We start from the raw sequence: 25459 nt of genomic DNA, 5'->3' as shown, positions 1-25459 counted from the left end.
CCTCCACCTATCGGCCACAAGACCAATCTCCTTAAGGCTTAACATGAAAGCATAGAAGAAAAACCGCCTTCAGGCCTTAGCGTCAAGCAAAACGGCACGCATTTCCTTACGAAATTGATATGACAAGCACAGGGCGGGATCACCGTTGAGGCACAAGACAGCTCATCCCGCCACACAGCTGGTGCTCAGGGAGCCTCCAGTTTGATTTGCGGATTGCGACCGCGACGAATGTCGCCGCGTAGACGATAGCCCGGCAGCGCCTTCTTCATTTGCAAATAAATCCAACGCCCCTGGGCATCGGTGGGCGCACTGATGATGGCCAGCAAACCATCCACTTTTGCCCGCTGAGCGATAAGCTGCAGATAGGGATGCAGACTTTCGTCTTTATTTTTTAATGCCTGAGGGTCAATCAAATAGAGGTTGTCATCGTTATGTTGTTGAGCAGGGTTGGTTTTGGCGGCCGCAGGCACATTGACCTTCTGCAGTTTTGCCAACAGCGTTTTGGCTGGGGCATTCTCTGGGTCTATGGTCAGTGCGCGCCGCAACCAGGTCTTGGCCTTAGACAAACTGCCCTTTTCGGCGGCACTGCGGGACATCTCCACATACCGTAGAGGTATCATTTGCAGGCCTGAATTTGCCTGCACATTGTTGGGATCAATCGCCAACACAGCACGATACAAATCCAGTGCATTGTTGTGTTTTGGGATGGTGAGCCGATTCGCAGCCAAAGCCTTTTCCGCATCACTTAGCAGGCTGTTGATTTGGGCTGCCCGAAAATCAGGCTGAGGTTTCTGAGCACGCTTCACCGGCTCGGGAGATGGCTTTGGAACGGGAGCCTGACAGGCAACTAAAGACGCCAACAACAGCAGCAATATGCTACGGGGATACATGAACAGCCCTTGTGATACTTTTTTGAGTTAAGTTTTAGCAAATGCGGGTGGGTACGCTTTGGAATCTACGTATAATTACCCACAAAGACAGCGGAACTGTGCAACAAAGCGTGAAACAAAGCAAACCTTGCAAACGCCAAAATATGACGCCAGCCGCAGTACTGCGATTAATCGAGACAGATTTATGAGTTTTTCCACACGCTTTCGTATTTGCTTCGCCACCCTGAGCTTGCTCATTGGCTGTGCAGCTTGGGGGCAGGATCCCCAGGCCAGCCCCTTCGCCCTGAACCCTGAACAGGAACAAAGCAGCGAGCCTGCAAACACAGAAAGCCCTATCGGCCTACAAGCGACCGAATCAGGGTTGGAATCCAGCATGAGCGCCAGCGAGCCGAGCCTTGGTTCTGCGTTTAATGTCGCCAACGTCGATCAAAGCGTCGATTTCCTGCCCATCGATCAAGCCTACCAAGCAGCAGTCTTCTTCAGTGATGGGAAATTAAAAGTCGACTGGCAAATCGCCGATGGCTACTACCTGTACAAAGATCGTTTTAAATTCCAGCAACATGAAAACAGTGGCACAGAAGCCCTGACAGCAGAATTTGAAATAGGTAAACGCATTTTCGATCAGGTCTTCGAAAAAGAACTGGAAGTGTATTACCACAACACCCAGATCGAGCTGCAGAACGACAATGCGGACAGCAATCAATATCGCCTGGCGGTGGAATTTCAGGGCTGCGCCGATGCTGGATTGTGCTATCCGCCCCACACGCTGTGGTATACCGTCAATGCTGATAGTGGCAAAATCTCGGAAGCTCCCGCCCCAACTTCCATAACAGGTCCCAAGAATAGTGCCCTATCACAAGGCTCCTTACTGAGCGCCTTGGTGTTCGCCTTTCTGGGCGGCCTGATTTTAAACCTCATGCCCTGCGTGTTCCCCGTACTATCCATCAAAGCCCTCAGCCTTGCAGAAGCCAGCAACAGCCCCGGTAGCAAACAGTTGCACGGCTGGAGCTATACCGCTGGGGCCGTGTTCAGCTTTGTCGCTATTGCAGCCCTGATGCTCATCCTGAAATCCAGCGGCCAAGCTATTGGCTGGGGCTTTCAACTGCAATCGCCTCTCTTTGTCAGTCTGCTTGCCTATCTGTTTTTTGCCATGGGCTTGTCCCTGGCAGGTCTCGCCGAATTCGGAAATCGCCTGATGGGCGTGGGCCAACAGCTGACCCAGAAGTCGGGATATCAGGGGTCGTTCTTCACCGGCGTTCTGGCTTGTGTCGTCGCCAGCCCCTGTACGGCACCATTTATGGGAACCGCGTTGGGCTTTGCCCTGGGCCAAAGTGCCGGCGTGGCCCTGTCTGTATTTGCCGCACTGGGCTTCGGAATGGCTGCCCCCTTTTTGTTGCTCAGCTATTTGCCCAAACTGGGCAGCTACCTACCGAAACCCGGCCCCTGGATGGAAACGTTTAAACAGGCCCTGGCTTTCCCACTGTTTATTGCGGCCATCTGGTTACTCTGGGTATTGGGGCGTCAAGCGGGTGGGGATGCGGTTGCACTGTCTCTACTGGGCCTGACCCTGATCGCTTTTGCTCTGTGGTTATTACGTCATCAGGGCGTTATCAGCAAAGCGCTGGCAACTGTGTCTATTGTGCTGGCACTTGCCCTGCCTGGATTGATGAGCAACCTATCCACCCAAAGCCAAACCGAAACAGAGGGCTTTTGGCAAAACTACAGCACGGCGCGATTGGACAAGGCCCTGGCAAACCAGCAATCCGTCTTTATCAATGCGACCGCCGCCTGGTGTTTAACCTGCCTTGCCAATGAGCGAATTGCCTTCACCGACAAGTTTGAGCAACAACTTGAGCAACAAGGCACCGTGGCACTGAAGGCCGACTGGACCAATTACGATGCCAATATTACTGAGCTACTGCAGAGTCATGGGCGTAACGGCGTTCCCTTGTATGTGTTCTATCACGAAGGCGAAGTAACCCTTCTTCCCCAATTACTTACAGAAGATATTCTTTTAAAGGCCACCAAAACCAACTAGCGACAACTCGACTTTAGCAAGATCAACGAAGATGGGCGAAGTTTGGTCAAATTAAGCAGAGAAAACTTCAACTTCAAACATCTTCCACAAAAAGGCGGACAAAAACCTAAAAATACCGCCCATTTTCGGGAAAACATACCAAAACTCTTCAAAACAGGAGATACGCTACTCTTTTTTACTGAACCAAAGCCAAATAACTTCGCCAATCATGTTGGCATCTTCGCCAAAATCAGTGTTTTTGGTCATTCACATAGACAGGCGCCCAAAATTCGTGCACACTGCACTTATTCATCAGATCAATAATCACAACAAGGGCAGCAGCCATGGCCACAATTCTGGTTTTACACGGCCCCAACCTGAACTTGCTCGGCACTCGTGAGCCGGAGATTTATGGTCACACCACCCTTGAAGATATCAACCAGGCATTAAGCACCCGCTGCAAAGACGCTGGCCACCATTTTATGGCCCTGCAAAGCAATGCCGAGTACGAATTGATTGAACGTATCCACGATGCTCGACGCGAAGGCGTTGATTTCATTATTTTCAATCCCGCCGCCTTTACTCACAGCAGCGTCGCTCTGCGTGATGCACTGGCAGGCGTCAGCATTCCTTTCATCGAAGTGCATCTTTCCAATGTGCACCAACGTGAAAGCTTTCGACATCATTCTTATTTTTCAGATATTGCCGTTGGCGTTATCTGTGGCCTGGGCGCCAAAGGCTACGAACTGGCTTTGGACTGGGCAATCGAAAACGGCTTCTAGGCCAACGTATATACCCATAAGTTTTTAACGACAGAACATTTAGCGAGACTAAACATGGACATCCGTAAAATTAAAAAACTGATCGAGCTGCTTGAAGAATCTGACATCGGTGAACTGGAAATTAAAGAAGGCGAAGAATCCGTACGCATTAGTCGTGGCTCTTCTTCTATGCCTGCCGTTTCTATGATGCCTGCCGCCATGGCACCTATGCCTGCAGCCGCACCTGCTCCGGCGGCTGCACCTGCTGCTGCGGAGAGCAATGAACCTGCCGCACCGGCCAGCAACACTCACGCCGTTAAATCACCTATGGTCGGCACGTTCTACACCGCGCCAAGTCCAGGCGCCAGCCCGTTCGTCAAAGTGGGCCAGAACGTTAAACCTGGTGACGTTGTGTGCATCGTAGAAGCAATGAAAATGATGAACCAAATTGAAGCCGACAAAGCCGGTGTGGTAGAAGCCATTCTGATTGAAGATGGTGAGCCGGTAGAATTCGACCAACCTCTGGTAACTATTGTTTAAGTCGCCCCGTAACAACACGCGATATTACAATAGCCCATTGAGGAAACCTTTATGATACAGAAATTACTCATTGCCAATCGCGGTGAGATTGCCTTGCGCATTTTGCGTGCCTGTAAAGAAATGGGCATCAAGACCGTAGCTGTGCATTCTAAAATCGATCGCGATTTGAAACATGTGCGCCTTGCTGACGAATCCGTTTGCATTGGCCCTAACCCATCTCCGGAAAGTTATTTGAACATTCCTGCGCTGATCAGCGCCATGGAAATCACGGACTCCACCGCTGTTCACCCCGGCTATGGCTTCCTGGCAGAAAATGCCGACTTCGCCGAGCAAGTGCAGAAAAGTGGCTTCACCTTTATCGGACCAGACGCTGACGTTATTCGCCTGATGGGCGACAAAGTCTCTGCGATCTCTGCGATGAAGCGCGCCGGCGTCCCCACTGTTCCCGGTTCCGATGGCCCTCTGCCTGAGCACAAAGAAACCTGTCTGCGTATCGGCCGCGATGTTGGCTACCCCGTCATCATTAAAGCCGCTGCCGGTGGTGGTGGTCGTGGCATGCGTGTAGTGCACGAAGAAGACGAGCTGATCCAATCGATCGCCATTACCAAAGCCGAAGCAAAAGCTGCGTTTGGTGATGACACAGTCTACATGGAAAAATTCCTTCAGAACCCGCGTCACGTTGAAATCCAAGTGATGTCCGACGGACAAGGTGGTGCAATTCACCTGGGCGATCGCGATTGCTCTTTACAACGTCGCCACCAGAAAGTTCTGGAAGAGGCGCCGGCACCTGGTATTCCCGACAACGTGCGCGCTGAAGTGCAGCAGTCTTGTGTGAATGCGTGTATTGAAATTGGTTACCGCGGTGCGGGCACCTTTGAATTCCTGTATGAAGATGGTCGTTTCTATTTTATTGAAATGAACACTCGCATTCAGGTTGAGCACCCCGTTACTGAAATGGTGACAGGCGTCGATCTGATCAAAGAGCAAATTCGCGTATGCTGTGGCGAGCCTCTGTCCTTGAGCCAGGAAGACATCGTGATCAAAGGTCACTCTTTCGAAGCGCGCATTAACGCCGAAGACCCAAAGACTTTCCTGCCAAGCCCAGGCCGAGTATCCAACTTCCACCCTCCAGGCGGACTGGGTGTGCGCGTTGACTCACATTTGTACAGTGGCTACTTAGTCCCCCCCAACTACGATTCCATGATCGCCAAGCTGATCACTTACGGTGACACTCGTGAAGAAGCTCTGCTTCGTATGCGCAGCGCTCTGGATGAAATGATTGTGGACGGCATTAAGACCAACATCCCATTGCAGCAAGAGCTGTCAAGAGATCGCGCCTTCGCCGAAGGCGGTGTCAACATCCATTATCTGGAAAAGAAACTGGGCATCAGCTAAGCCTGTTCATTTTTCAGCGTATCAAAGGGGGAGAGCTCAAAAGGCTCTCCCCCTTTTTTTCTGATATGCTGCAAGCACAGTCATCAACTCAACGGAGAATAAAATGAAGTACTGGATGCTGGCCCTGTGTCTTCTCTGCGCGCCCAAGCTGTTCGCCGGGCATTACAAAATCAATTCCGATTTATCGATCCTTAATTTCGCCACCACCAAGAAGCAATACGTGATTGAACCGGCAAGCATTGGCGGCCTGACAGGCTCACTCGACAAAAACGGCAAATTTGTCGCCAATATCGACTTAAAGTATCTGGACACCATCAATCCCGTTCGAGACAACAGCCTGAGAACCTTATTTTTCAACGTTGACCAACACCCAAAAATCGAAGTAGGCGCAACCATCCGTCCCGACAGCCTGCCTAAAACCGGGGAAATTAACGTGCTGAATGTTACCGCGACACTGACTCTGTGGAATACGACAAAACCACTGGAACTGGAGTTGCTGGTTGCCAATACCGGACGCAGTTTAATGGTGAGCAGCCGCAAAGCGATTGTGATTTCCGCGACGGACTATGGCATTCCTGCCGAGAATTTAAACAAGATGGCCAGTACCGTTGGCGGCATCGCTATTGCCACAACCGCGCCGGTGAATTTCCAATTGGTTTTGGATTTAAAGGCCAATTGATCACTTTCGGGGCAGTGATACCTGCCCCGAACTCGCATCACCTACACATCATTCAAACCAGCGGTCAACAGACTGAGCCTATCTGACTAGAGTGAAAAAACCGTCTTCTCACTGCTGAGCAGTTTCATTAACGCCGCAACCAAGACCCCAGTTAACAACAGCGTAATGGCCGTCGCAATCAACAGCGAATCCCAAGGCAGAGCATTCCCTTTTACCACTTCCATCAAGGCCTTTTGCTGCCCTGACACTGGCAACCAACGCAGCACATCCGGGCCGATATCGTAGCCCGTTACCATGGCCATACCCATTGGAACAATCAATACGATGGTTAAGTAGGACTGTGCTTCTTTAAACGTTTTGGCCATGAATGACACAAACAACTGCATACTGGCTGCTAACAATCCCAATGGAAAACTGAACAACAACATATACAAGGCAAAGCGTGTATCAATCACAACATTCGCCCCAAGGTCTTGCCAGGGCACAAAACTGTACGCTATTTTCGATACCAGCAGGATCATACACAAGCCGAACAAGGCAAAACTGCTGACCGCGAACAATTTACCAAGCACCAGATCTCGAATGCGTATTGGCAGACTCAACATGAGCGCCAATGAATTGCGCTCCCGCTCACCTGCGCTGGTGTCGATCGCCAGATTCATACCAGAGATGAACACCGCGTAAATCATCATAAAGATGGCAACACCGACAATGAAACCACCTTTTGCCTCAGGCTTGGCGGTATCTTTCGCTTGCACATCAAGTACTCGAATCACTTCCGGAGAAACTCCACGAGTTAACAAACGCAGCGCTGCCACTTCCCTGGAGAACGATCGCAATTCTCTTTGCAGCCGCCGTATCGAACTGCGCAAATTGTCGTTGGAAAAATCCGCTGTAATCGTAAGCTTTGCCAATTCACCATGCTGCATGGCATACAGATAGTTCTCATCAATATGCAGACTGACGGCCTTGACCACCTCCCCTTCAGGCACATCCGAGTCAGGAAAAATGTCTCGACTCGCGAGATGACGCATCAGCTCCGGAGCCTGGCGCGCATTTTCAACAGAAATATAAAGCGCGCTGGGGCTAGAAAACTTGTCAATCATGGCTACGAACAACAGACACATAATTAACGGCGTGCCAATCGAATAGGAAAGCGCAGCCATCACCGAACGGCGATCACGGATAGCATCTTTCATTTCTTTTTTATAAATTTTCATCCAGGCGGCCATTACGCTGCAATCCCCTCATCTGATCCGATCAACGCAATAAACGCCTCTTCCAAACTGTCCTGCCCGGTACGCTCGCAAAGCGCTTGAGGGCTACCTTGAGCAATGGCTCGACCCGAAGCCATCACGACAACTTCATCACATAGGGCGGATACTTCCTGCATTACATGAGAAGAAAACAAAATGCAGTGTCCGTCCGCTTTGAGGGACAACAATAGATCCCGCAAGGTTCGGGTACTCATCACATCCAAACCACGAGTGGGCTCGTCTAGTACAATGTTTTTCGGTTTATGGACGATAGCCTGAGCGAGAGCCGTTTTCATACGCTGTCCCTGGGAAAACCCCTTGCAGCGACGATCTGCAATATCCTGCATTTGCAAACGCGCCAGCACTTCATCACACGCTTGTTGCGCGGCGTTTTTTTTCAGGCCATTCAGCTCGGCAAAATACTGAATGTACTCTCTCGGCGTCAGCCGTTCGTACAAACCAAAAGGATCAGGAAACAAGCCCAAGGTCTGTTTAGCGGCCAATGGGTGCTGACTGACGTCGATACCGTCCACTTTGGCCCAGCCCTTATCGGCACATAAGAGGTTAAACAACGTTCTCAGGCAAGTGGTCTTGCCCGCTCCATTCGGCCCGAGTAAACCGGTAATTTTTCCATCATCGGCACGGAAACTCAGATCATCCAGCGCCTGCACATCCGCAATTTTTTTTGTCAAACCTTGCACTTCAATCATTGTCCTTGGACTCCTCGGCCTTATCAGCCTGATCGGCGGCGGCCGAATTGGCATTGAGGAAAAAGCCTCGTTCTTTATCCTTGTCCACACAACTCAAATCCAACGCCTCCGGATCTGGATTGGCAATAAAGTCAGCGATGAGTTCATTTGCACAGGTATGCCCGGCAACCCCGTGAGTGGCATTGGGGAAAATAACATGCAGACTATGACTCAGTTGTGGCTCCATTGTGCTTGCCCAGGCGGGAGGCGTTGCTGGATCATATTTACCCGACAGCAACAGACTGGGAATATTACTCTCCAGCGGCTTTTCAAAATCGTCCAGCTTCGGCGCCACATTCCAAACCGGGCAGGCGATATCCAGGGCAGCCAGCATATCTTCCCCAATCAAACTGCCTTTCATCTGAGCGCGATCTTTATCCGTTAATCGAGGCCAATCTTCTGCACAAACAATCGCCGCGTGCATCCCCATTGCCAGATCCAAGCCCGACAGAGTCATCCCGAATAACCCAAGAATCGGACCACTGTCTCCGAGCTTGAGGCGGTCAATGGTGTAAGGTAATAAGGTTCGAGCCTGCTGACTGTAGAGCGCCAAGCGCAAAACACCATTGAGCTTGCCACGTGTCAGTCGAAGTGCCGCGCCTTCAGCCGATACGGGGTGCTTCACACCTTGTAACAGGGTTTGCCCACCGATATTACCCAGCAGATTTTGAAAATCCTGGCGAAGATTCGGATAACGCTGATGACAGGCGCTCTGGGTTTCACATTGATCCAACAGTAATGCCATGGAATGATCGACCGATTCGCCAACCGCCAACACATTTTGTTGCAATGGAACCAAACCATCCATAATCCCTGAAGCAACGACTTCCGGATAGTGGCGCATATAGAGCTGCACCATTCGCGTACCGTATGACGTACCAAAAACGTGTAATTTTTTATACCCGAGTTTCTTGCGTATAAGGTCGAAATCATCCAATGCTCGACGACTGTTGTAACCGTTTAAATCAGCGCCCAGTTCGTCTTTGCAATTGCGAGTCTCTTTTTCGATATCAAGGCTCTGGTCGTCAAAGGACAATTGTTCAATAGAATCCATTTGGTCACAGTGCAACTTATTGGATCTGCCGGTACCTCGCTGATCGATGAGCAAAATATCACGCTCGCGTCGTACCTTACTGAGGATGCGATTGAAGTGACCGGCCAAATCCATCGCGGATTGTCCGGGTCCACCCGCAATAACCAGGACCGCTTCTTCCGCGTGTTTTTCTCTCAGCGCTGGCAAGACTGCAAAATGAACATCGATGGTCTGTTCGCCATCTTCAGTTTCGGCTACGGATACTGAGCCACAGGAGATTTGATCCGACAGATTGGGCAAGTAGCACGGGGTGAGTACGCCGGTCTGCTCAGCAGTCGTTTCGGTTCCCGCCCTGCTGATAGCCGATGTCAGTACCAGCGTCAACATCAACGCTGCAATCAATGAATGCATAGTGTAGACCTATTGTTATTGAAGCCATGGATACTACGCGGGCTTTGCTAAAACGGCAAACTGGCGGATGCCTCTAGTCTACAAGTAACAGAGCGGGAATGTGTTACAGAATAATAACGCTGTCTGACATCAGCACGGTCACAGGAGAACCGCAGCGAAGAGAAGGAAAGGAGCGCGACATCAGCACAGAAACAACTCTCTGATATCGCGACGGGTCCGAAGATTATTTGGCGAACAACTCAAGAATAGAAGAGAAATCTTTCGACCCCTTATCCATTTGTCCACTGTTTTTATGAAGACTGTAAAGATTCCGCGCTGCTGCGCCCATTGGGGTAGATGAACGGCTTGCCAACGCTGCCTCCATGGCCAGACCAAGATCTTTCAACATCAGATCCACCATAAACCCTCCCTGATAACCATTGCTGGAGGGCACACCATCCATCACACCGGGCACCGGGTTGTATTTTTCCAGGCTCCAATTGCAACCTGAACTTTTTAACATGATGTCAGACAACACTGCCGGGTCCAGACCATTGTCCATACCCAACTGCAAGGCTTCAGCGGTGCCGGTCATGTGAATCGCCAACAGCATGTTATTGCAAATCTTCGCTACCTGACCTGCGCCGGCATCCCCCGCACGAAATATGTTGGCGCCCATCGCCTCCAGAATAGGTTTTGCCGCCTCACAAGCAGCTTCAGTGCCACCACACATAAAGGCTAGCGTGCCTGCCGCGGCCGCCGCCACACCACCGGAAACAGGCGCATCGATGGCTGAGATGCCTGCATCAGATGCAGCCGAAATTAAATTACGAGCATTTTCAGGTGCAATTGTCGAGCAATCGATAATCAACGCATCTCGGGCAATACGCTTCAGCAGCTGCTCATTGTGAATATACAGATTTTCCACAATGTGCCCATTGGGCAACATCGACACCACATAACTGGCACCATCCACGGCAGTCGCCGCGTCAGTTGCGCTTGTACAGCCATTCGCCTGGGCTTGGGCCAAAGCATCGGCGGCCAAATCAAATGCGGAAACCTCAAAGCCAGCCTTAACCAAATTAGCGGCCATCCCAGCCCCCATATTGCCCAGACCAATAAAAGCGACTTTTTTACTCATAGGATTCTCCTACTGTTAATTCCTGGTCAATGCCTGACTTAGAGATGCGCCAGAGGGTCATCGGCAAAAGGCTCAAAAAACGCCGCCACTTCTACCTCAGTAACCTCAGCAATGTTGTTATGCTGCCAATTTGGATTGCGATCCTTATCAATCAGTAATGCACGAACGCCCTCTTTAAAATGACCTTTGGCCGCACAGTGACGCGACATGGTCAGCTCCATACGAAACACGTCCGCAAGACCTTTGTGGGCCCCTTCTCGCATTTGGGCAACTACTAAATGGGGCGTCACCGGGCAACCGTTACGCAGTGTGTCAATCGCACGCGACAACCACTTGTCTTCGGTTTGGTGAGCAAGAATGTTTTCGCAAATTTCTGCAGTTGAATCGCCATCACAGAGACGATTGATCAGATCGTAGTTCGGACGAACATTGGGCTCAGGCATCTGAGCTACGGATTCAGATTCGTAATGACGCAGAACTTTATTGACCGTCGCATCCGCACTGCCAGACCAATCAGCGGCCTGCAAGTCAGCTAGCACCTTGGCCCGGTATTCATTGGCAACGAGACGATCTGCCAGCCCCACAAACTTGGCATCACTGGCATTAATGTTGGCGCCAGTTAAACCCAGGAACAGCCCCGTGTTGCCAGGTGCATGATTTAAAAACCAAGTGCCTCCAACATCAGGATAAAGACCGATGGTCACCTCGGGCATGGCCATGCGATTCGTTTCTGTGGCGACGCGATGACTGGCCGCATCCATTAAGCCAAGGCCACCTCCCATAACAATGCCATGCCCCCATAAAATTATTGGTTTCTTAAAGGTGTGCATGTGGTAATCGAGGGCATACTCACGACTGAAGAACGTCACGCAATAATCATTGGGAAGCTCTTCGCCATAAGCCGCGCTACCACCGTGCAAGGCAACTACATCTCCGCCCGCACAAAACGCTTTGTCACCAGCTCCCTGCAGAAACACACAAGCAATGGAGTCATCGTCTTCCCAGGCGCTAAAACGTTCCTGCAACAAATCAATCATTTGCAGATTCAGGGAATTCAAAGATTTCTCGGCATTCAGCGTGGCCAAGCCAATCTTCTTGCCACCCGCCGCATCCAGCTCTTCAAACAAAACAGGTAATTCAGCCATCATCGTTTCTCAAAATAATTAGACTTCGATCAAAGATTCAAGTTGTTCTTGGAGGTGTCATTTTTTCGTAAAAGCAAAGAAGCACTGCGCGCAAAGGAGGGAACGTACGCAAAGTACGCAAAGTACGCAACCGAATGAGCACAGCACTGACGCCGCTGTCACAGAAAAAGTACGCCTGACAAGGACAACGTTAAGCGTTTTTCCAATCAGGCTTTCTCTTTTCTATAAACGCCGCCACACCCTCTTTCTGATCCTGGGTATCCCACAGTTTCACAAAGGTTTCACGCTCCAGGGCGCGAGCTGAATTCATTGTTTGATTGCGCGCCGCCATAATCAGCTCTTTACACACACGAACCGAAGTTGGCGACTGAGACGCAACTTTATCGGCAAGCTCGATGGCTTTTTCCAGCGCAGAGCCGGTAGCAACAACTTCCTGCACCAGGCCGATTTGTTCTGCCTTCGCAGCTTTAACACGCTCACCTAACAGGATCATGCGCTTGGCCCAAGCTTCACCCACCAACCACGGCAGGTGCTGAGTACCCAAGCCACCTGGCAACAAACCAACCGCAGCTTCAGGCAGGGCCAACTGAGCTTGTTCTTCGCACACGCGAATATCGCAAGCCAGGGCCGTTTCAAGACCACCCCCCATAGCAAAGCCTGTAATTGCTGCAATCGACACACCTTGATAGTGTGCAAGCGCTTCAAAGGCTTCGCCGAATGCCCCAATAAATTCGAAGGCCTGACCTTTGTCATCGTGATTGAAACGATTCAAATCGGCACCGGCCGAGAAAAACTTTTCGCTCTCACTGGCGATGATCAGGGCGTAGTTATCTTTGTCAGCATTCAACGCTTCAACTTTCGCCTTCAGCTCGCGCAAACTTTCCGGCGTCCAGGTATTAGCCGGTGGATTGTTCATGGTAATAATGCAGGTATGACCACGTGTTTCGTATTTCAATAAACCTGTTTCACTCATCGTATCGACTCCGTTGCTCCGTCTTGCAAAATGCGGCGAGAAACCAGCATACGCATGACTTCGTTAGTACCTTCTAGAATTTGATGAACACGAGTATCCCGTACATAACGCTCAATGGGATACTCACGTAAGTAACCGTAACCACCATGAATTTGCATGGCCTCGTTACACACCTTAAAACTGACATCGGTTGCAAACTGTTTGGCCATGGCGCAATACGTGGTTTTGTCCGGATGGTTGTTATCCAATTTAAATCCAGCCAGACGCACCATCTGACGAGCAGCCACTAACTCCGTCGCCATATCGGCTAATTTAAACTGCAGGGCCTGAAAGTTCGCCAGGCTTTTACCAAACTGACTGCGCTCATGCATATAGCGCTGGGAAGCCTCCAGTGCAGCTTGCGCAGTACCGACGGCCGTCGTCGCAATATTAATGCGCCCGCCATCCAGCCCCATCATGGCAAATTTAAAGCCTTCGCCTTCTTTTCCAAGCAGGTAGTGCTGGGGAATTCTAACATTTTCAAAGCTAATCGCGCGGGTCGGTTGCGCATTCCAACCGAGCTTCGGTTCATTCTTACCGTAGCTCACACCTTCGGCGTCAGCCGGAATAACAAAAGCGCTGATGCCTTTTGCTCCCTCTTCTTGACTGCCCGTACGCGCCATCACCACTAGAACGTTGGTGCTGCCGGCACCAGAAATAAACATCTTGCCGCCATTGATGATGTAGCTGTCACCGTCTTTTTGGGCACTGGTGCGCAGTGAAGCCGCATCGCTGCCGGCATTGGGTTCAGTCAGGCAATAGCTCACCAAATGCTCACCCGTAACCAAGCGTGGACAAAACTCGGCTTTGGCTTGCTCGGTTCCCCAGTTCGCGATCATCCAGAGCGCCATATTATGTATGGAGATAAAAGCAGCGGTTGCAGTACAGCCGCGAGCCAACTCTTCCAGTACGATGGCCGCATCGGTACGCTTCATGTCCATGCCACCGACATCTTCTGGGCTATACATGGCACAAAAACCCATTTCACCCGCTTTGGCAATGGTCTCCAGCGGGAAGATTTTTTCTTCATCCCAGGCCGCTGCGTTAGGCATGAGTTCGCCTTCAGCAAACGCTCGAGCCGCTTCCTGATAAGCTGTTTGATCTTCGTTTAAATTAAAATCCATAGTCTTTCTCGTGTAGGATTTCTGCCTTTTAGTACGGCAATTCGTGACTACCTGACCTTTTTCCAGCAGGGCACTTGGTCATGCCGCTGCAAACCCATCCCTGGGTTCAGCGTGTGCATCCGTTATCTATTGAGCAATAGCCTCAACCAGCCCTCTTGCTGCACCATCTGCTTTTACTGATCAATCACTTCATCGTAATCGTCATGTTCAATGCCGCTTCTTCAGAATCGTCAAACCAGCGCTCGGTAATGGTCTTGGTTTCGGTGTAAAAACGAACCGCCTGTTTACCGTAAGCATGCTGATCACCCATAAAGGAACCACGCCAGCCGGTAAACGAGAAGAACGGCAGAGGTACGGGAACAGGTACATTAACACCGACCTGACCCACCAGAATCTCATGCTTGTATTTACGCGCTGCACCACCGCTGCCAGTAAAAATAGATGTGCCGTTACCATTTGGATTGTTATTGATTAACTCAATCGCCTCATCCAGGGTATCGACATTTACCACACACAAAACCGGACCGAAGATCTCATTTTTGTAAATCTCCATATCGGTTGTGACATGGGTGAAAATAGTTGGGCCAACCCAGTTACCATCGGGGAAACCTTCGACGGTACAATCGGAACCATCCAGAATACAGTTGGCGCCTTCCTGCTTACCTTTCTCGATAAAACTCAACACACGGTCGCGTGCCTGGGGATTAATCTGTGGTCCATACGCAGCTCCGGGATCATTCCAGGCGCCGGGGCGAATTTTTTGAGCTTCAGCTTTTAACTCTTCAATCCACTCCTGACTCTTGCCAACTGCAACGACAACCGAGATTGCCATACAACGCTGGCCCGCAGCACCAAAACCGGAACCCACCAGATTGTTAATCACCTGCTGCTTGTTTGCATCCGGCATTACAACCATGTGATTTTTCGCACCCACCATGCACTGAACACGCTTCAGGTTGTGAGTGCCAGTGCGATAGATATGCTCACCCACCGCCGTCGAACCAACAAAAGAAATACCTTTGACCTCTGGGTGGGTCAGCAGCGTGTCCACCTGCTCTTTACCACCGTGAACCACCTGCAATACTCCCTTAGGCGCACCGGCTTCCTCAAACAACTCAACCAGGCGAGTTGGCGTCAAAGGATCTTGTTCAGAAGGTTTCAAAATGAAGGTGTTACCACAAGCGATTGCCAGCGGGAACATCCACAAAGGGATCATCGCTGGAAAGTTGAATGGGGTAATCCCCGCAAACACACCCATCGGCTGGGTCACCGAAAAACAATCAATCGTGCGAGCGACATTCTCAACAGTTTCACCCATCGTCAGGCTGGCAACGTTGCAGGCATGCTCCACCACTTCAATACCACGGAACACATCACCCTTGGCATCTTCGAAAGTTTTACCGGTTTCCTGGCACAGGATCTCAGCCAGCTCATCGTGATGCTCCTTCAACAACTGCTGATACTTCAACATAATGCGGGCGCGAACCGGAACCGCCGTATCTTTCCAGGACTTGAACGTTTCGGCAGCTGAAGCAATCGCTCGAGCCATCTCATCTTCCGTGGCACAAGGAACCTGCGTGAGGACCTCCTGAGTGGCGGGATTCGTTACTGGAATCAACTGCTTGGATTGGCTCTGCTGCCATTCACCTTCAATAAAAAGAGGTACTTGGGAAGGAAAATTAAAGCTCATAATCACCTCGATGGTTAAATATTGCGTTATTGGAACTAGTAGAACACAGCCACAGGTGCCATTTCGATTGATTATATTGGCTTTATGATGGACTATATTGCGGAACTCAAAAAACACAGGCCATCCGAAAACCATGGCAATTACCTCAGACTGGCCCCTCCCTCCCCAGGCAACACGCTTCCTGACTCCCCACATCTTGTTTGAGTGGTTGATGGTCAACCCACTGACTAAAGGCTTATACCCAGTCGCCATGGGTTACTACCCGAGTGCATTAGGGCATCGCATGGAACGCCGCGATCACGACAATCAATTGCTGCTCTACTGCACCGCAGGCAAAGGATGCTTAAAACTCGAAAACCAAGCTCCCCAGAATATTCAACGCGGACAATTGATTGCCCTTCCCAAGGGTCAGCGCCACAGCTACTGGGCGGATGAGCAGACGCCCTGGTCTATCTACTGGTTGCATTTTGACGGGGAACTGGCCGAACAGATGATGGGCTTGCTCAGTCCTGCAGGAGCCGGTTCAGTGCACAATCTTGGTACCAAGCCCCAAGTGCTGGCCGCCTTCGAGGCGCTCTTTGACGTGCGCTACACCGCCACAAGCCGAACCGGGTTTATCCACGGCTGCCATCAAACCCAGCAATTGATCAGTTTGCTTGCTGTACTGGCTCGGCAGTCACGTCTTGAGAGCAAACAAGCGATCAACATGGAAAAAGTCGAAGCGTTCATGCAACAGCATTTGCACAGCAATTTCAGCCTGGATGATCTTGCCCAACATATGCGTCGCAGTAAATTTCACTTCAGTAAAGTGTTCAAGGAGCTCACAGGGCAATCTCCGATGCAATATTTTATCGCCATTAAGATGCAACACGCGTGCAGCCTGCTCGACAGCTCCGACCAATCCGTCAAACGAATTTCAGCCAGTTTGGGATACGAAGACGCCTATTACTTTTCGCGTCTGTTCAAAAAACACATTGGTTTGTCCCCCAGCGAATACCGCCGAAGCCGACATCAATAGCAGATCGGCACCCGCAACAAGTTCGCACTCACATGAAGTGAGGTGTCTTGGTATCACCGAATGACTGGCCAGCTTTGACTCATACAAGAAAGCGCTCTCCACTGGCCATTACGACTCACCCGCCTTTCAGTGAATTTAACGAGCCTGTGGCTCAATATTTATAGCCGAGTCATTGGACAGCACCTAAATCCTCATACATACTTATTCAATTAGTACTTTTGCATGATTAGCCGGCGTTTTGCGATAGTTATGTATGAATAAAAGTGGTTTAAACCCTGACTACATAAGGGTTATTTCAGAAGTTAGTCAATTTACCGGGACCGATTTTTTAAATCAGCTCTCCGTTCGACTGGCGAGCTTAATTCAGGCTCAGTATGTTTATATTGTGACGCTGGATTCTGCCCTGGAAAATGCGCGTGTTGTCGCGGGTTTCGAAAATGGACAGCAAGCCAAGTCCATGGAGTACTCCCTGGAAAACACACCCTGCCAAGAACTGGCCAGCCAGGGTCGCTGTGCTTTCAACCTAAACGTACAACAATGTTTCCCTGAAGATCATCACCTCGCTGAAATGAGTGTGAATTCCTATATCGGCACCGTCCTCACGAACACACTCGGGCAAAAGATTGGCCTAATGAGTGCCCTCTATGAAGAGGAAATTCCGAATCCGGATTGGGCCCACAGCGTATTTGATCTGTTCTCCGTTCGAGTACTTGCCGAAATAGAACGCCATCTACATCAGCTCGCACTCTCCGAGCAACTCATCGAGCTGGAAAAGCGGAATCGGGAAATCAGACTGTCCAGCAATATTTTACACCGAGCCAATGAAGGCATATTGATTGCGGACAGCGAACAAAAAATTCGCACGGTCAATCCTGCCTTCGAGAGATTATTCGACACACTGGAAGATCAGGTTCTTGGCGATCACCTCGATGTCAGCATGGTCGATCTACCGCCCATCATCGAAGAGCTTTCCGCTGGCCGCCGAGGAACCAAACAAGTCGAAACCAGCCTGATTGCCATCCGAGAAAACAATCAGCAACGTCCCAGCTTCTATGTCAAGTTTTACCGTGACCGCACCGAAGAACAACGAAGCAAAGCCCAGTTGCAATACCGCTCCACCCACGATGAACAAACTGGTTTATTGCAACGTCAAACCTTCTTGCGCGAACTCGATGTTCTTCTCGAAGTTTTTCACCATGAAAATCGCCGGGGCATCTACCTCAGTTTTGATATCGATAACTTTAAATCGATCAACCAGTTTTTCGGCACCAACATTGCCGACCAGGTGGTCAAGCATTTCGCCCATGCTGCGAAAGATCACTTTCAAGCACAGGATCTAATCTGCAAATCCGGCGCCGATGAAGTCAGCCTGTTCATTCAGGACAAGACACGTGCTGAGCTGGAATTTGAAATTTTTCAATTCAGACAATTTATAAGAGAAGACTTTTCAGCGCCTGGCTTTACCGGCAGTATCACCTTTACCTCAGGTGCCGCACTGTTTCCAGAAAACGGCGCCAGTGCCAGCACGCTACTGAGCAGCTCCGCTCTCGCTATGCAAAAAGCCAAAGCTAACGGCCGAAACACTCAGGTATTTTTTGATCAGGACATCAAACGCGAAAGTGAACGATTCCAACATATTTACAAAAACCTGAGTCAGGACGGTATCGATCAACGCATCTACCCGGTATACCAGGCCATTGTCTGTCTGGATTCGCGTGAGGTGATGGCCTTTGAAGCCCTTGCCCGATGGCGCAGTAAGGACGGTCAGATCGTTTCACCGCAAGAATTTGTCGAAGTCTGTGAGCACACTGGATTGATTCGCGAACTGGGCGACAAAATGTTTCAGGAAGCCACCGCGTTCCTGAATACCGTACGCACTGAGTTGGGACTTGATCACGTCTGCCTGTCGATGAACCGCTCGCCAGCTGAAATTCTGGATCGCAGCCACATCTGTGAGGAGTGGCTCAATACTCTGGCCGACAACGGACTTTGCGCCGAAGACGTTCAGATCGAAATTACTGAAAACCTGATGATCAAAGATCCAGAGCACGCGCTCAGAGAGCTGAAAAAGCTCAACCAAAGCGGCTTCTCACTCTCGATCGATGATTTCGGAACCGGCTTTTCCAGTCTGGCCTACATCAATCAGTACCCATTTTCCAATTTGAAAATAGATCGTTCATTTGTCTCAGATATCGAACATGATCCCTCCAGCCTTGCACTGGTGGAATCCATCATCAATATCGCCAAGACATTCTCATTAACCACCATTGCCGAAGGTGTAGAAACCAGGGAACAGGCCGATATATTGCAAAAATTAGGTTGTGACAAAGCACAGGGGTTTTACTTTCACCGACCCATGGACGCAGATTCATTCTTTACATATTTATCAGAAACCCCAAAGTTAGGTAGTTAGTGTTAAGCGGCATAAGCAACAAGATTCACCTGCTGTTGTTGGTCATTGTTCTTCCGGTAACAATGATCACCTCCTATGTAGGTTTGCATAATTCAGCACTGAAGGCGGTCGAACACACCGCATTGCAGTCGGCTCGCGTGATGGCCATGACCATGAACGCCGCTCGCATCCACTACAACAAAAATGTGGCCAAGAAGTTGAGCTCGACCCCCGACATATACATCGGCGCGGATTACCACGATAAGCCTCAGGCTATCCCAAACCCGGCCACCTTCACCATTGAAGTTGCCGAAATGGTGAGTAAACAGCAGCCCAATATTCGCGTTCGAATGTACAGCGACCACCCCTTTCCTCATCGGGAAGAAGAAGGTGGTCCGCAAACTGATTTTGAGGTCACCGCACTGGAATCATTTCGTCGCCAAAAGGCCAACGGTCAGCAACCCGAAGCCGTGTTCAAAAGTTTTCATGTGGGTAACAATTTGGAGTTCGATTATATCGAGCCTCTGGTCATGCAAGCTGCCTGCATTGAATGCCACAATCAATTGCTTTCCAGCCCGAAACGTGACTGGAAAGTCGGCGACATACGCGGAGGGCTGTCGATTCGGCATGTGATGGTTGAGAACAACGCCTTTGAAGATCTGGAAAATATTGCAAAGCTCAGTATTGCCTTTATTGCCATCTTTTCAACGATCATGCTGATCTGGAATTTCCGACAGTCTCGCAAGCAACTCCAAAGCAATACCCAAAACTTCTTGAAGATTGCCAACAGCGACCCACTCACAGGATTATTAAACAGGCGCGGCTTTGAACAAGCCATTCAACACAGCTGGCGAGAGCACCGCCTAAATAAGCAATATATGTCGATCATCTATTGTGATCTCGATGATTTTAAAACACTCAATGACCAGCACGGTCATGCCACCGGTGATATGCAGCTGATCAATGCCGCAGGCATCATTTCCACTACCTTACGACAGGGCATCGATTTTGCGGCTCGAATTGGCGGCGATGAGTTTGTGATTGTGCTCAGCAATACCAACCAAAGCGGGGCCATAAAAGTTGCTAAACGACTGCTGGAAAGCGGTAAAACGGTGGACAGCGAACACACCCTGAAGTGGAGCCTCGGCATTGCCTGCACCAAAGTGGCATCCGGCATCAGCGCGACTACCCTGATCAGCCGGGCTGACAAGGCGATGTATCAGGCAAAATCGGTAGCCACCGGCGGCTACCGGGTGTATCGCGGAGACGCTCCCCTGGAAGCAAATCCGTAAAAGGGGACACGTTTACTCAGCACAGCTCTTTACACTATTCCCATATCGACGCTCGCTCCATGAAGGGGCGACCACAAAACACCGCTTTACGGGAATACACCATGAAAGATTTTTGGAAAGTGATCGGCGTACTGTTACTCGTCTGGGTCGTCTATGACCTATACGCTGGCTACACCATTCTGCATGACGTCATCTATATGGACGAATCGCCAACCCTGTACTGGGGCGGAATCGTCATCTGGCTGACCTTGGCCATCAGCTGTTTCTTCTCCTGGGACAGCGAAGAAGAACACTAAGCTCTATCACCCGACGACACCCACTCAATTCTCCACACTCCGGGGCTCGATGTTTCGCGCCCGAGTGTCTATCTGCCCTAAAGGACCTCGACATGAAATACCTAAACATTCTCTTATTGTCTGCATTGACCTTTACTCTCGCGGCATGCAATAAGGGCAATATCAAAACAGACTACGATACCGCCACCAACTTCAGCAAATTCGAGCGCTTTTATCTGGTGCCCTCTCGCCAGAGCACTATGCGTGATGCTCAAATCACGGATATGGAATTAAACCGCGTGGAACGAGCCATCGCCAGTCAGGTGAAAGCTCGCTACCGCGAAGTATTCAATCCTTTGGAAGCGGACATCATTGTGAGCTACTACCTCGATTCCGGAAAGCGTGAAGGGGTAAGCCTGAGCGGAAACTACAGCGGGAGCGCCAACAACGGTTCTTGGCGAGCCAAAGCGAAAGAGACCGACAGCCAGACCCCGGAATTGATCATCGACATCAATTCCAACCGCAGTGGAAAAATGCTGTGGCGCGGCAGCGTAGAACTCGGCCAGGAGAGCAAGGCCAAGCCGGAAGAACGTCAAACTCAGTACGAGAAAGCGATCGCCAAACTGCTGGCCACCATTCCCCAATAGGCCCTCTAAGGAGCAGTTGCTGCAGGATCTCAGACCACGAACAGGCCGCATTCCGCGGCCTTTGTGTTGACCTACGTCTCGACAAAGCGCATCATGCCTCGGTTTTCGCAATTAGAGTAGACTGGAAGAGAACCGTGGACGATTTACCAAAAGAAGACCTTCCCAAAGAAGCGTCACAAGAAGAGTTACAAAAAGAACACCACCGCCTGACCGGCCTGTTTATCGAGATGTGCAACACGGCCGCTCAGGAATCAAAGAACCCTGGCTTGGTTGCAGCCGCCCTGATGACCTCTGCAGCAAACTACTGCTCCTATGTGTCTACCGGCAATGCTGGCTACCTGAGTGAAGCGGGTATCGATGATTTGACCGAGCGCTTTCGCTCAAACCTGCAAGTGTTGCAAGATATCAAGAAAGCAGAGCATGAGAAGGCCATGGCCGCTGCCCAAGCGGCTGAAGCCATCAAGAAAGATTGATGTCAGCCTCAACAAAAAAAAGCCCAGAAAATACTGGGCTTTTTTTGTTTTCAGTCGAATAAAACGCTCTGTGACTTAGCCACTGTAGAGGTCCTCACCCCGTACCCAGTTGGCGTGGAACCCACCCGGCACACGCTGTGGCAGCTTCAGTTTACATACCGGTCCTTGTGCGACATCGCGAGCATCAAAGATTAGACAATACGAGGTCCAGTCATTGCTATCCGTTACGATCGTTACAAGGTAACCGTTGTCTTCCGGGTCATTGCGTGTCGCGCCCTTGGCTGGGCAGAATGGGGCTTCACTGCCAAAGACACCTTCGCCGTAATCCCAACGCTCAAGATCACCATTTTCAACGTCGTATTTCAGCATCGCGCCAAATGCCAGCGTACCAACACCATCATCTTTACGCGTCATGATGTACTGGTTAAAGCTGTAACGGGTTTTGTGCCCCATGAAGAGCGGATTTGAACGATTGAATTCCGAATTCAGGGTATCGATGTCATGCTCGATCACTTCTCCGGTTTTCATGTTGAACTTCCACACATACAGATTGGCTTCCAAACGCATGTAGGCCAGCATATGGGAAAGTTCGCCTTCACTCGGATCCGCCTTCGGCATTGGGTTGGTGGAACGACAACCAACCTGAACAACCCAATCGCCTTCCTCCCAGCAGTTGGTGACGTGCAGAATGTAACAGGGCTCGCACTCAAACCACGTCACATCATCACCATTTCCATAACGGGGCTGAACGCCAAAGCGAGTGGGCACATCACGATGGAAGGTCATCACGCGTTTCTTGGTTTTTTCCAACAGCTCCACATCGTGGAAAAACGGGCAGTCATGCACAATAACGTAGTTGGGAGTCACTCCGATATCATGGGGCAATCGCGGGCCAGGTAAGGCAACACCGGCCTCATGAACGACATTGCCATCTTTATCGGCAATGCCGTAGCTGTAGTAGGGATAGTCGTCGGAATAGTCAAAAAAGATCAGCTCGCCATTGTCCAGGTCCACCTTGGAATGGGCCGACAGGGCACGCTTCAACCCTCCGTTAAGATCTTCTCGCCCCTTGGTATCCAGAGTTTCCATGTCCAACTTATAGGGGATACCAGCGTTGTACCAGAGGGACATGATATGACCGTTGTAATACATCACATCGGTATTGGACGTGTCTTTAATCGGGAAGCCCGGCAGGCTGAAATCAAAGGGGCCCATCACCCCTGGCCAGACCGCCTTGTCTTCTTCGGCTTCTTTCACTTTGGCATCGGTCTGAATCCAGCGATTTCGGTAGCTGGCCTTGCCATCTTTAAAGTTGATCATGTGCAGCATGCCATCACCATCGAAGGCATGATAATTAAAACGGGGTTTATACACAGCATTCGGGCCATTACGCAGATAGGCGCCATAAAGATCCGCGGGCACCTCACCCTCAATCACTTCCAGTTCATCGGCTTGCACTTCCTCGCAAATCGGCGCGTAGACACCGTGCAAATAGGGATTGTCGATTTCCTGGGTCCAGGCCGGCGCATTCGGCGCAGGGTTCCCGTCCTTATCTCGAATGATCGTGCACTTCTCAGCAACGTCCAGAGCAATGGCTTGTTCGAGTGAATTCATGGCTCAACCTCCATCAAGAGCTATTACGGCATACGGTGACGTAACGTCACTTTTTATTACTGTGACACTAATCATGGCTCAGTAAGTTTATTAATGCAAGTTATAAATATGCTGTTTCCGTATGTTTTTTATGCAGACCTGTGTCCCTCTAAAAATAAATGCCCCAGCCGGTGCGCCCCGAGGCTTGGCTCGGTTACAATAGCCGCACTTTATTTATGCACTGATTGGAGGCTGCCGCGCTATGGCGCAATACGTTTACAGCATGAACCGTGTGGGCAAAATCGTCCCACCTAAACGTGAAATCCTGAAAGATATATCTCTGAGTTTCTTCCCTGGCGCAAAAATTGGCGTTCTGGGCCTGAACGGCTCGGGTAAATCCACCCTCCTGCGCATCATGGCGGGTGTCGACACCGACTATAACGGTGAAGCGCGCCCAATGCCGGGAATCAAAGTGGGCTACCTACCCCAGGAACCCCAGCTGGATGAAGACAAAGATGTGCGCAGCAATGTCGAAGATGGGGTTCGAGAAGCATTAGATGCCCTGGCCGGTCTGGATCAGGTTTACGCGGCCTACGCTGAAGAGGGTGCCGACTTCGACGCCCTGGCTAAGAAGCAAGGCGAATACGAAGACATTATCCAAGCTTGGGATGCCCACAATCTGGATCACAAACTGGAACAGGCGGCTGATGCCCTGCGCCTGCCACCTTGGGATGCTGAAGTCAGTAAATTATCCGGTGGTGAAAAACGCCGTGTGGCGCTGTGCCGACTGCTGCTCTCTCGCCCGGATATGTTGCTGCTCGACGAACCCACCAACCACCTGGATGCCGAATCGGTATTCTGGCTGGAGCAATTCCTGCAGGAATTCTCCGGCACCGTCGTCGCCATTACCCACGACCGTTACTTTCTGGACAATGCTGCCGGCTGGATTCTGGAACTGGACCGTGGCCACGGTATTCCATACGAGGGTAACTACACGACTTGGCTGGAAACCAAAGAACAGCGTTTGGAGCAAGAGCAAAAAACCGAAGCTGCGCACAACAAAGCCATCAAAGCCGAATTGGAGTGGGTTCGCCAAAACCCCAAAGGTCGCCAGGCCAAAAACAAGGCTCGTCTGGCTCGCTTTGAGGAAATGCAATCCCAGGACTTTCAATCTCGCAATGAAACCAACGAGATTTACATTCCACCCGGTGAACGCCTGGGCGACAAGGTGATTGAAATTAACAATCTCAGTAAGAGCTTTGGCGACCGAAAGTTGATTGATGACCTGAGCATTTCTATTCCCAAAGGGGCCATTGTTGGCATCATCGGTGGTAACGGTGCCGGTAAGTCCACACTGTTTCGAATGATTGCGGGCACCGAGCAACCGGATTCCGGTTCTGTAGAGCTGGGCGAAACCGTTAAAGTGGCCTATGTTGAACAGGGTCGTGAAAACCTGGACGATAACAAAAACGTTTGGGAAGCCATTTCCGATGGCCACGATATTTTGAAGATTGGCAACTACGAGGTCAGCTCGCGCAGCTACGTCGGACGTTTTAACTTCAAGGGTACTGATCAGCAAAAACGTGTCGGTGAACTGTCCGGTGGTGAACGCGGCCGTTTGCATTTGGCCAACACATTGAAGCAAGGCGCCAATGTGTTGCTGCTCGATGAACCGTCAAACGATTTGGATGTGGAAACTCTTCGCGCACTGGAAGAAGCCTTGCTGACCTTCCCTGGCTGCGCCATGGTCATCTCGCACGACCGCTGGTTCCTGGATCGCGTAGCGACTCACATTCTGGCCTATGAAGGTGAAAGTGATATCGTCTTCTTCGAAGGTAACTACACCGAATATCATGAAGATTTTGTGGCTCGTAAAGGTGCTGATGCCGGTCCGAAGCGCATGAAGTACAAGCCGATTAAAGCCTAAGCGAAACGCGATTTAAACGG

The 25459-nt window shown here is 50.6% G+C and carries 22 protein-coding genes; 12 read left to right on the top strand and 10 right to left on the bottom strand.

Annotated features, from left to right (window positions below; translation table 11 throughout):
* Nucleotides 1-185 precede the first annotated feature (185 nt).
* A complete protein-coding gene (locus ABWW03_RS06290; RefSeq protein WP_353407063.1) occupies nucleotides 186-890 on the bottom strand; it encodes a tetratricopeptide repeat protein in 705 nt (234 codons plus the stop codon).
* Nucleotides 891-1074: 184 nt separating this feature from the next.
* On the opposite strand from ABWW03_RS06290, the gene ABWW03_RS06285 reads away from it, so the two are divergent.
* The 5 genes from ABWW03_RS06285 to ABWW03_RS06265 all read left to right on the top strand — a co-directional run bounded on the left by ABWW03_RS06285 (nucleotide 1075) and on the right by ABWW03_RS06265 (nucleotide 6282).
* Entirely contained in the window at nucleotides 1075-2928 is a 1854-nt protein-coding gene (locus tag ABWW03_RS06285) for a protein-disulfide reductase DsbD family protein (RefSeq protein WP_353407061.1), read from the top strand.
* Between the two features lie 323 nt (nucleotides 2929-3251).
* The gene (aroQ, locus tag ABWW03_RS06280; RefSeq protein WP_353407059.1) at nucleotides 3252-3689 is read left to right on the top strand and encodes a type II 3-dehydroquinate dehydratase; all 438 of its coding nucleotides are present in this window, start codon (nucleotides 3252-3254) and stop codon (nucleotides 3687-3689) included.
* A 54-nt stretch (nucleotides 3690-3743) separates the two neighbouring features.
* A complete protein-coding gene (gene accB, locus ABWW03_RS06275; RefSeq protein WP_353407058.1) occupies nucleotides 3744-4208 on the top strand; it encodes an acetyl-CoA carboxylase biotin carboxyl carrier protein in 465 nt (154 codons plus the stop codon).
* A gap of 51 nt (nucleotides 4209-4259) precedes the next feature.
* Nucleotides 4260-5603, top strand: a complete 1344-nt coding sequence (gene accC / locus ABWW03_RS06270; protein ID WP_353407056.1) for an acetyl-CoA carboxylase biotin carboxylase subunit — start codon at nucleotides 4260-4262, stop codon at nucleotides 5601-5603.
* Nucleotides 5604-5706: 103 nt separating this feature from the next.
* Complete coding sequence (locus tag ABWW03_RS06265) at nucleotides 5707-6282, top strand: YceI family protein (protein WP_353407055.1); 576 nt, start codon at nucleotides 5707-5709, stop codon at nucleotides 6280-6282.
* 86 nt (nucleotides 6283-6368) lie between these two features.
* Here ABWW03_RS06265 and ABWW03_RS06260 read toward each other — a convergent pair whose 3' ends face one another.
* The 8 genes from ABWW03_RS06260 to ABWW03_RS06225 form a co-directional block, all read right to left on the bottom strand.
* The gene (locus ABWW03_RS06260) at nucleotides 6369-7502 is read right to left on the bottom strand and encodes an ABC transporter permease (RefSeq protein ID WP_353407053.1); all 1134 of its coding nucleotides are present in this window, start codon (nucleotides 7500-7502) and stop codon (nucleotides 6369-6371) included.
* An 11-nt stretch (nucleotides 7503-7513) separates the two neighbouring features.
* Nucleotides 7514-8248 (bottom strand): ABC transporter ATP-binding protein, encoded by a 735-nt coding sequence (locus tag ABWW03_RS06255; protein ID WP_353407052.1) that lies wholly within the window; start codon nucleotides 8246-8248, stop codon nucleotides 7514-7516.
* Nucleotides 8241-9731, bottom strand: a complete 1491-nt coding sequence (locus tag ABWW03_RS06250; protein WP_353407051.1) for an alpha/beta hydrolase — start codon at nucleotides 9729-9731, stop codon at nucleotides 8241-8243. Before ABWW03_RS06250 ends, ABWW03_RS06255 begins: the two co-directional genes overlap by 8 nt.
* A 223-nt stretch (nucleotides 9732-9954) precedes the next feature.
* Nucleotides 9955-10851, bottom strand: coding sequence for a 3-hydroxyisobutyrate dehydrogenase (mmsB, locus tag ABWW03_RS06245; RefSeq protein WP_353407050.1), 897 nt, complete (start codon nucleotides 10849-10851; stop codon nucleotides 9955-9957).
* A gap of 38 nt (nucleotides 10852-10889) precedes the next feature.
* Nucleotides 10890-11999 (bottom strand): enoyl-CoA hydratase/isomerase family protein, encoded by a 1110-nt coding sequence (locus ABWW03_RS06240; RefSeq protein ID WP_353407049.1) that lies wholly within the window; start codon nucleotides 11997-11999, stop codon nucleotides 10890-10892.
* Nucleotides 12000-12186: 187 nt separating this feature from the next.
* On the bottom strand, nucleotides 12187-12969 hold the full coding sequence (locus ABWW03_RS06235; RefSeq protein WP_353407048.1) for an enoyl-CoA hydratase: 783 nt from the start codon (nucleotides 12967-12969) through the stop codon (nucleotides 12187-12189).
* Nucleotides 12966-14132, bottom strand: coding sequence for an acyl-CoA dehydrogenase family protein (locus ABWW03_RS06230; protein WP_353407047.1), 1167 nt, complete (start codon nucleotides 14130-14132; stop codon nucleotides 12966-12968). Before ABWW03_RS06230 ends, ABWW03_RS06235 begins: the two co-directional genes overlap by 4 nt.
* A 184-nt stretch (nucleotides 14133-14316) precedes the next feature.
* Nucleotides 14317-15822 (bottom strand): CoA-acylating methylmalonate-semialdehyde dehydrogenase, encoded by a 1506-nt coding sequence (locus ABWW03_RS06225; protein ID WP_353407046.1) that lies wholly within the window; start codon nucleotides 15820-15822, stop codon nucleotides 14317-14319.
* Between the two features lie 133 nt (nucleotides 15823-15955).
* Here ABWW03_RS06225 and ABWW03_RS06220 point away from each other — a divergent pair, with 133 nt between their 5' ends.
* From ABWW03_RS06220 to ABWW03_RS06195, 6 genes are all read left to right on the top strand, one after another.
* Nucleotides 15956-16840, top strand: coding sequence for an AraC family transcriptional regulator (locus tag ABWW03_RS06220; protein WP_353407045.1), 885 nt, complete (start codon nucleotides 15956-15958; stop codon nucleotides 16838-16840).
* A 253-nt stretch (nucleotides 16841-17093) separates the two neighbouring features.
* Nucleotides 17094-19253 carry a putative bifunctional diguanylate cyclase/phosphodiesterase gene (locus tag ABWW03_RS06215; RefSeq protein ID WP_353407044.1) on the top strand — a complete coding sequence of 720 codons (2160 nt, stop codon included), beginning with the start codon at nucleotides 17094-17096 and terminating at the stop codon, nucleotides 19251-19253.
* The gene (locus tag ABWW03_RS06210) at nucleotides 19253-20524 is read left to right on the top strand and encodes a diguanylate cyclase domain-containing protein (RefSeq protein WP_353407043.1); all 1272 of its coding nucleotides are present in this window, start codon (nucleotides 19253-19255) and stop codon (nucleotides 20522-20524) included. Before ABWW03_RS06215 ends, ABWW03_RS06210 begins: the two co-directional genes overlap by 1 nt.
* Before the next feature lie 101 nt (nucleotides 20525-20625).
* A complete protein-coding gene (locus tag ABWW03_RS06205; RefSeq protein WP_353407042.1) occupies nucleotides 20626-20820 on the top strand; it encodes a hypothetical protein in 195 nt (64 codons plus the stop codon).
* Between the two features lie 92 nt (nucleotides 20821-20912).
* Nucleotides 20913-21446, top strand: coding sequence for a DUF4136 domain-containing protein (locus ABWW03_RS06200; protein WP_353407041.1), 534 nt, complete (start codon nucleotides 20913-20915; stop codon nucleotides 21444-21446).
* Nucleotides 21447-21580: 134 nt separating this feature from the next.
* The gene (locus ABWW03_RS06195) at nucleotides 21581-21919 is read left to right on the top strand and encodes a hypothetical protein (RefSeq protein WP_353407040.1); all 339 of its coding nucleotides are present in this window, start codon (nucleotides 21581-21583) and stop codon (nucleotides 21917-21919) included.
* A 75-nt stretch (nucleotides 21920-21994) separates the two neighbouring features.
* Here ABWW03_RS06195 and ABWW03_RS06190 read toward each other — a convergent pair whose 3' ends face one another.
* Complete coding sequence (locus ABWW03_RS06190; protein WP_353407039.1) at nucleotides 21995-23533, bottom strand: carotenoid oxygenase family protein; 1539 nt, start codon at nucleotides 23531-23533, stop codon at nucleotides 21995-21997.
* Nucleotides 23534-23774: 241 nt separating this feature from the next.
* Here ABWW03_RS06190 and ettA point away from each other — a divergent pair, with 241 nt between their 5' ends.
* Complete coding sequence (gene ettA, locus ABWW03_RS06185) at nucleotides 23775-25439, top strand: energy-dependent translational throttle protein EttA (protein WP_353407038.1); 1665 nt, start codon at nucleotides 23775-23777, stop codon at nucleotides 25437-25439.
* Nucleotides 25440-25459: the final 20 nt, after the last annotated feature.

Source organism: Pseudoteredinibacter isoporae (assembly GCF_040372805.1).
GTDB lineage: Bacteria > Pseudomonadota > Gammaproteobacteria > Pseudomonadales > Cellvibrionaceae > Pseudoteredinibacter > Pseudoteredinibacter isoporae_A.
Note: the sequence above shows the minus strand (reverse complement) of the source record. Positions and strands in the feature narration are given on the sequence as shown.

What these genes read in the sequence shown, in the direction of transcription:
- ABWW03_RS06200 (WP_353407041.1), top strand. Translation starts at nt 20,913, where the DNA reads ATGAAATACCTAAACATTCTCTTATTGTCTGCATTGACCTTTACTCTC.
- ABWW03_RS06290 (WP_353407063.1), bottom strand. Translation starts at nt 890, where the DNA reads ATGTATCCCCGTAGCATATTGCTGCTGTTGTTGGCGTCTTTAGTTGCC.
- ettA (WP_353407038.1), top strand. Translation starts at nt 23,775, where the DNA reads ATGGCGCAATACGTTTACAGCATGAACCGTGTGGGCAAAATCGTCCCA.
- ABWW03_RS06225 (WP_353407046.1), bottom strand. Translation starts at nt 15,822, where the DNA reads ATGAGCTTTAATTTTCCTTCCCAAGTACCTCTTTTTATTGAAGGTGAA.
- ABWW03_RS06260 (WP_353407053.1), bottom strand. Translation starts at nt 7,502, where the DNA reads ATGAAAATTTATAAAAAAGAAATGAAAGATGCTATCCGTGATCGCCGT.
- ABWW03_RS06190 (WP_353407039.1), bottom strand. Translation starts at nt 23,533, where the DNA reads ATGAATTCACTCGAACAAGCCATTGCTCTGGACGTTGCTGAGAAGTGC.
- ABWW03_RS06240 (WP_353407049.1), bottom strand. Translation starts at nt 11,999, where the DNA reads ATGATGGCTGAATTACCTGTTTTGTTTGAAGAGCTGGATGCGGCGGGT.
- accB (WP_353407058.1), top strand. Translation starts at nt 3,744, where the DNA reads ATGGACATCCGTAAAATTAAAAAACTGATCGAGCTGCTTGAAGAATCT.
- accC (WP_353407056.1), top strand. Translation starts at nt 4,260, where the DNA reads ATGATACAGAAATTACTCATTGCCAATCGCGGTGAGATTGCCTTGCGC.
- ABWW03_RS06205 (WP_353407042.1), top strand. Translation starts at nt 20,626, where the DNA reads ATGAAAGATTTTTGGAAAGTGATCGGCGTACTGTTACTCGTCTGGGTC.
- ABWW03_RS06215 (WP_353407044.1), top strand. Translation starts at nt 17,094, where the DNA reads ATGAATAAAAGTGGTTTAAACCCTGACTACATAAGGGTTATTTCAGAA.
- ABWW03_RS06230 (WP_353407047.1), bottom strand. Translation starts at nt 14,132, where the DNA reads ATGGATTTTAATTTAAACGAAGATCAAACAGCTTATCAGGAAGCGGCT.
- ABWW03_RS06250 (WP_353407051.1), bottom strand. Translation starts at nt 9,731, where the DNA reads ATGCATTCATTGATTGCAGCGTTGATGTTGACGCTGGTACTGACATCG.
- ABWW03_RS06265 (WP_353407055.1), top strand. Translation starts at nt 5,707, where the DNA reads ATGAAGTACTGGATGCTGGCCCTGTGTCTTCTCTGCGCGCCCAAGCTG.
- mmsB (WP_353407050.1), bottom strand. Translation starts at nt 10,851, where the DNA reads ATGAGTAAAAAAGTCGCTTTTATTGGTCTGGGCAATATGGGGGCTGGG.
- ABWW03_RS06220 (WP_353407045.1), top strand. Translation starts at nt 15,956, where the DNA reads ATGGCAATTACCTCAGACTGGCCCCTCCCTCCCCAGGCAACACGCTTC.
- ABWW03_RS06285 (WP_353407061.1), top strand. Translation starts at nt 1,075, where the DNA reads ATGAGTTTTTCCACACGCTTTCGTATTTGCTTCGCCACCCTGAGCTTG.
- ABWW03_RS06255 (WP_353407052.1), bottom strand. Translation starts at nt 8,248, where the DNA reads ATGATTGAAGTGCAAGGTTTGACAAAAAAAATTGCGGATGTGCAGGCG.
- ABWW03_RS06235 (WP_353407048.1), bottom strand. Translation starts at nt 12,969, where the DNA reads ATGAGTGAAACAGGTTTATTGAAATACGAAACACGTGGTCATACCTGC.
- aroQ (WP_353407059.1), top strand. Translation starts at nt 3,252, where the DNA reads ATGGCCACAATTCTGGTTTTACACGGCCCCAACCTGAACTTGCTCGGC.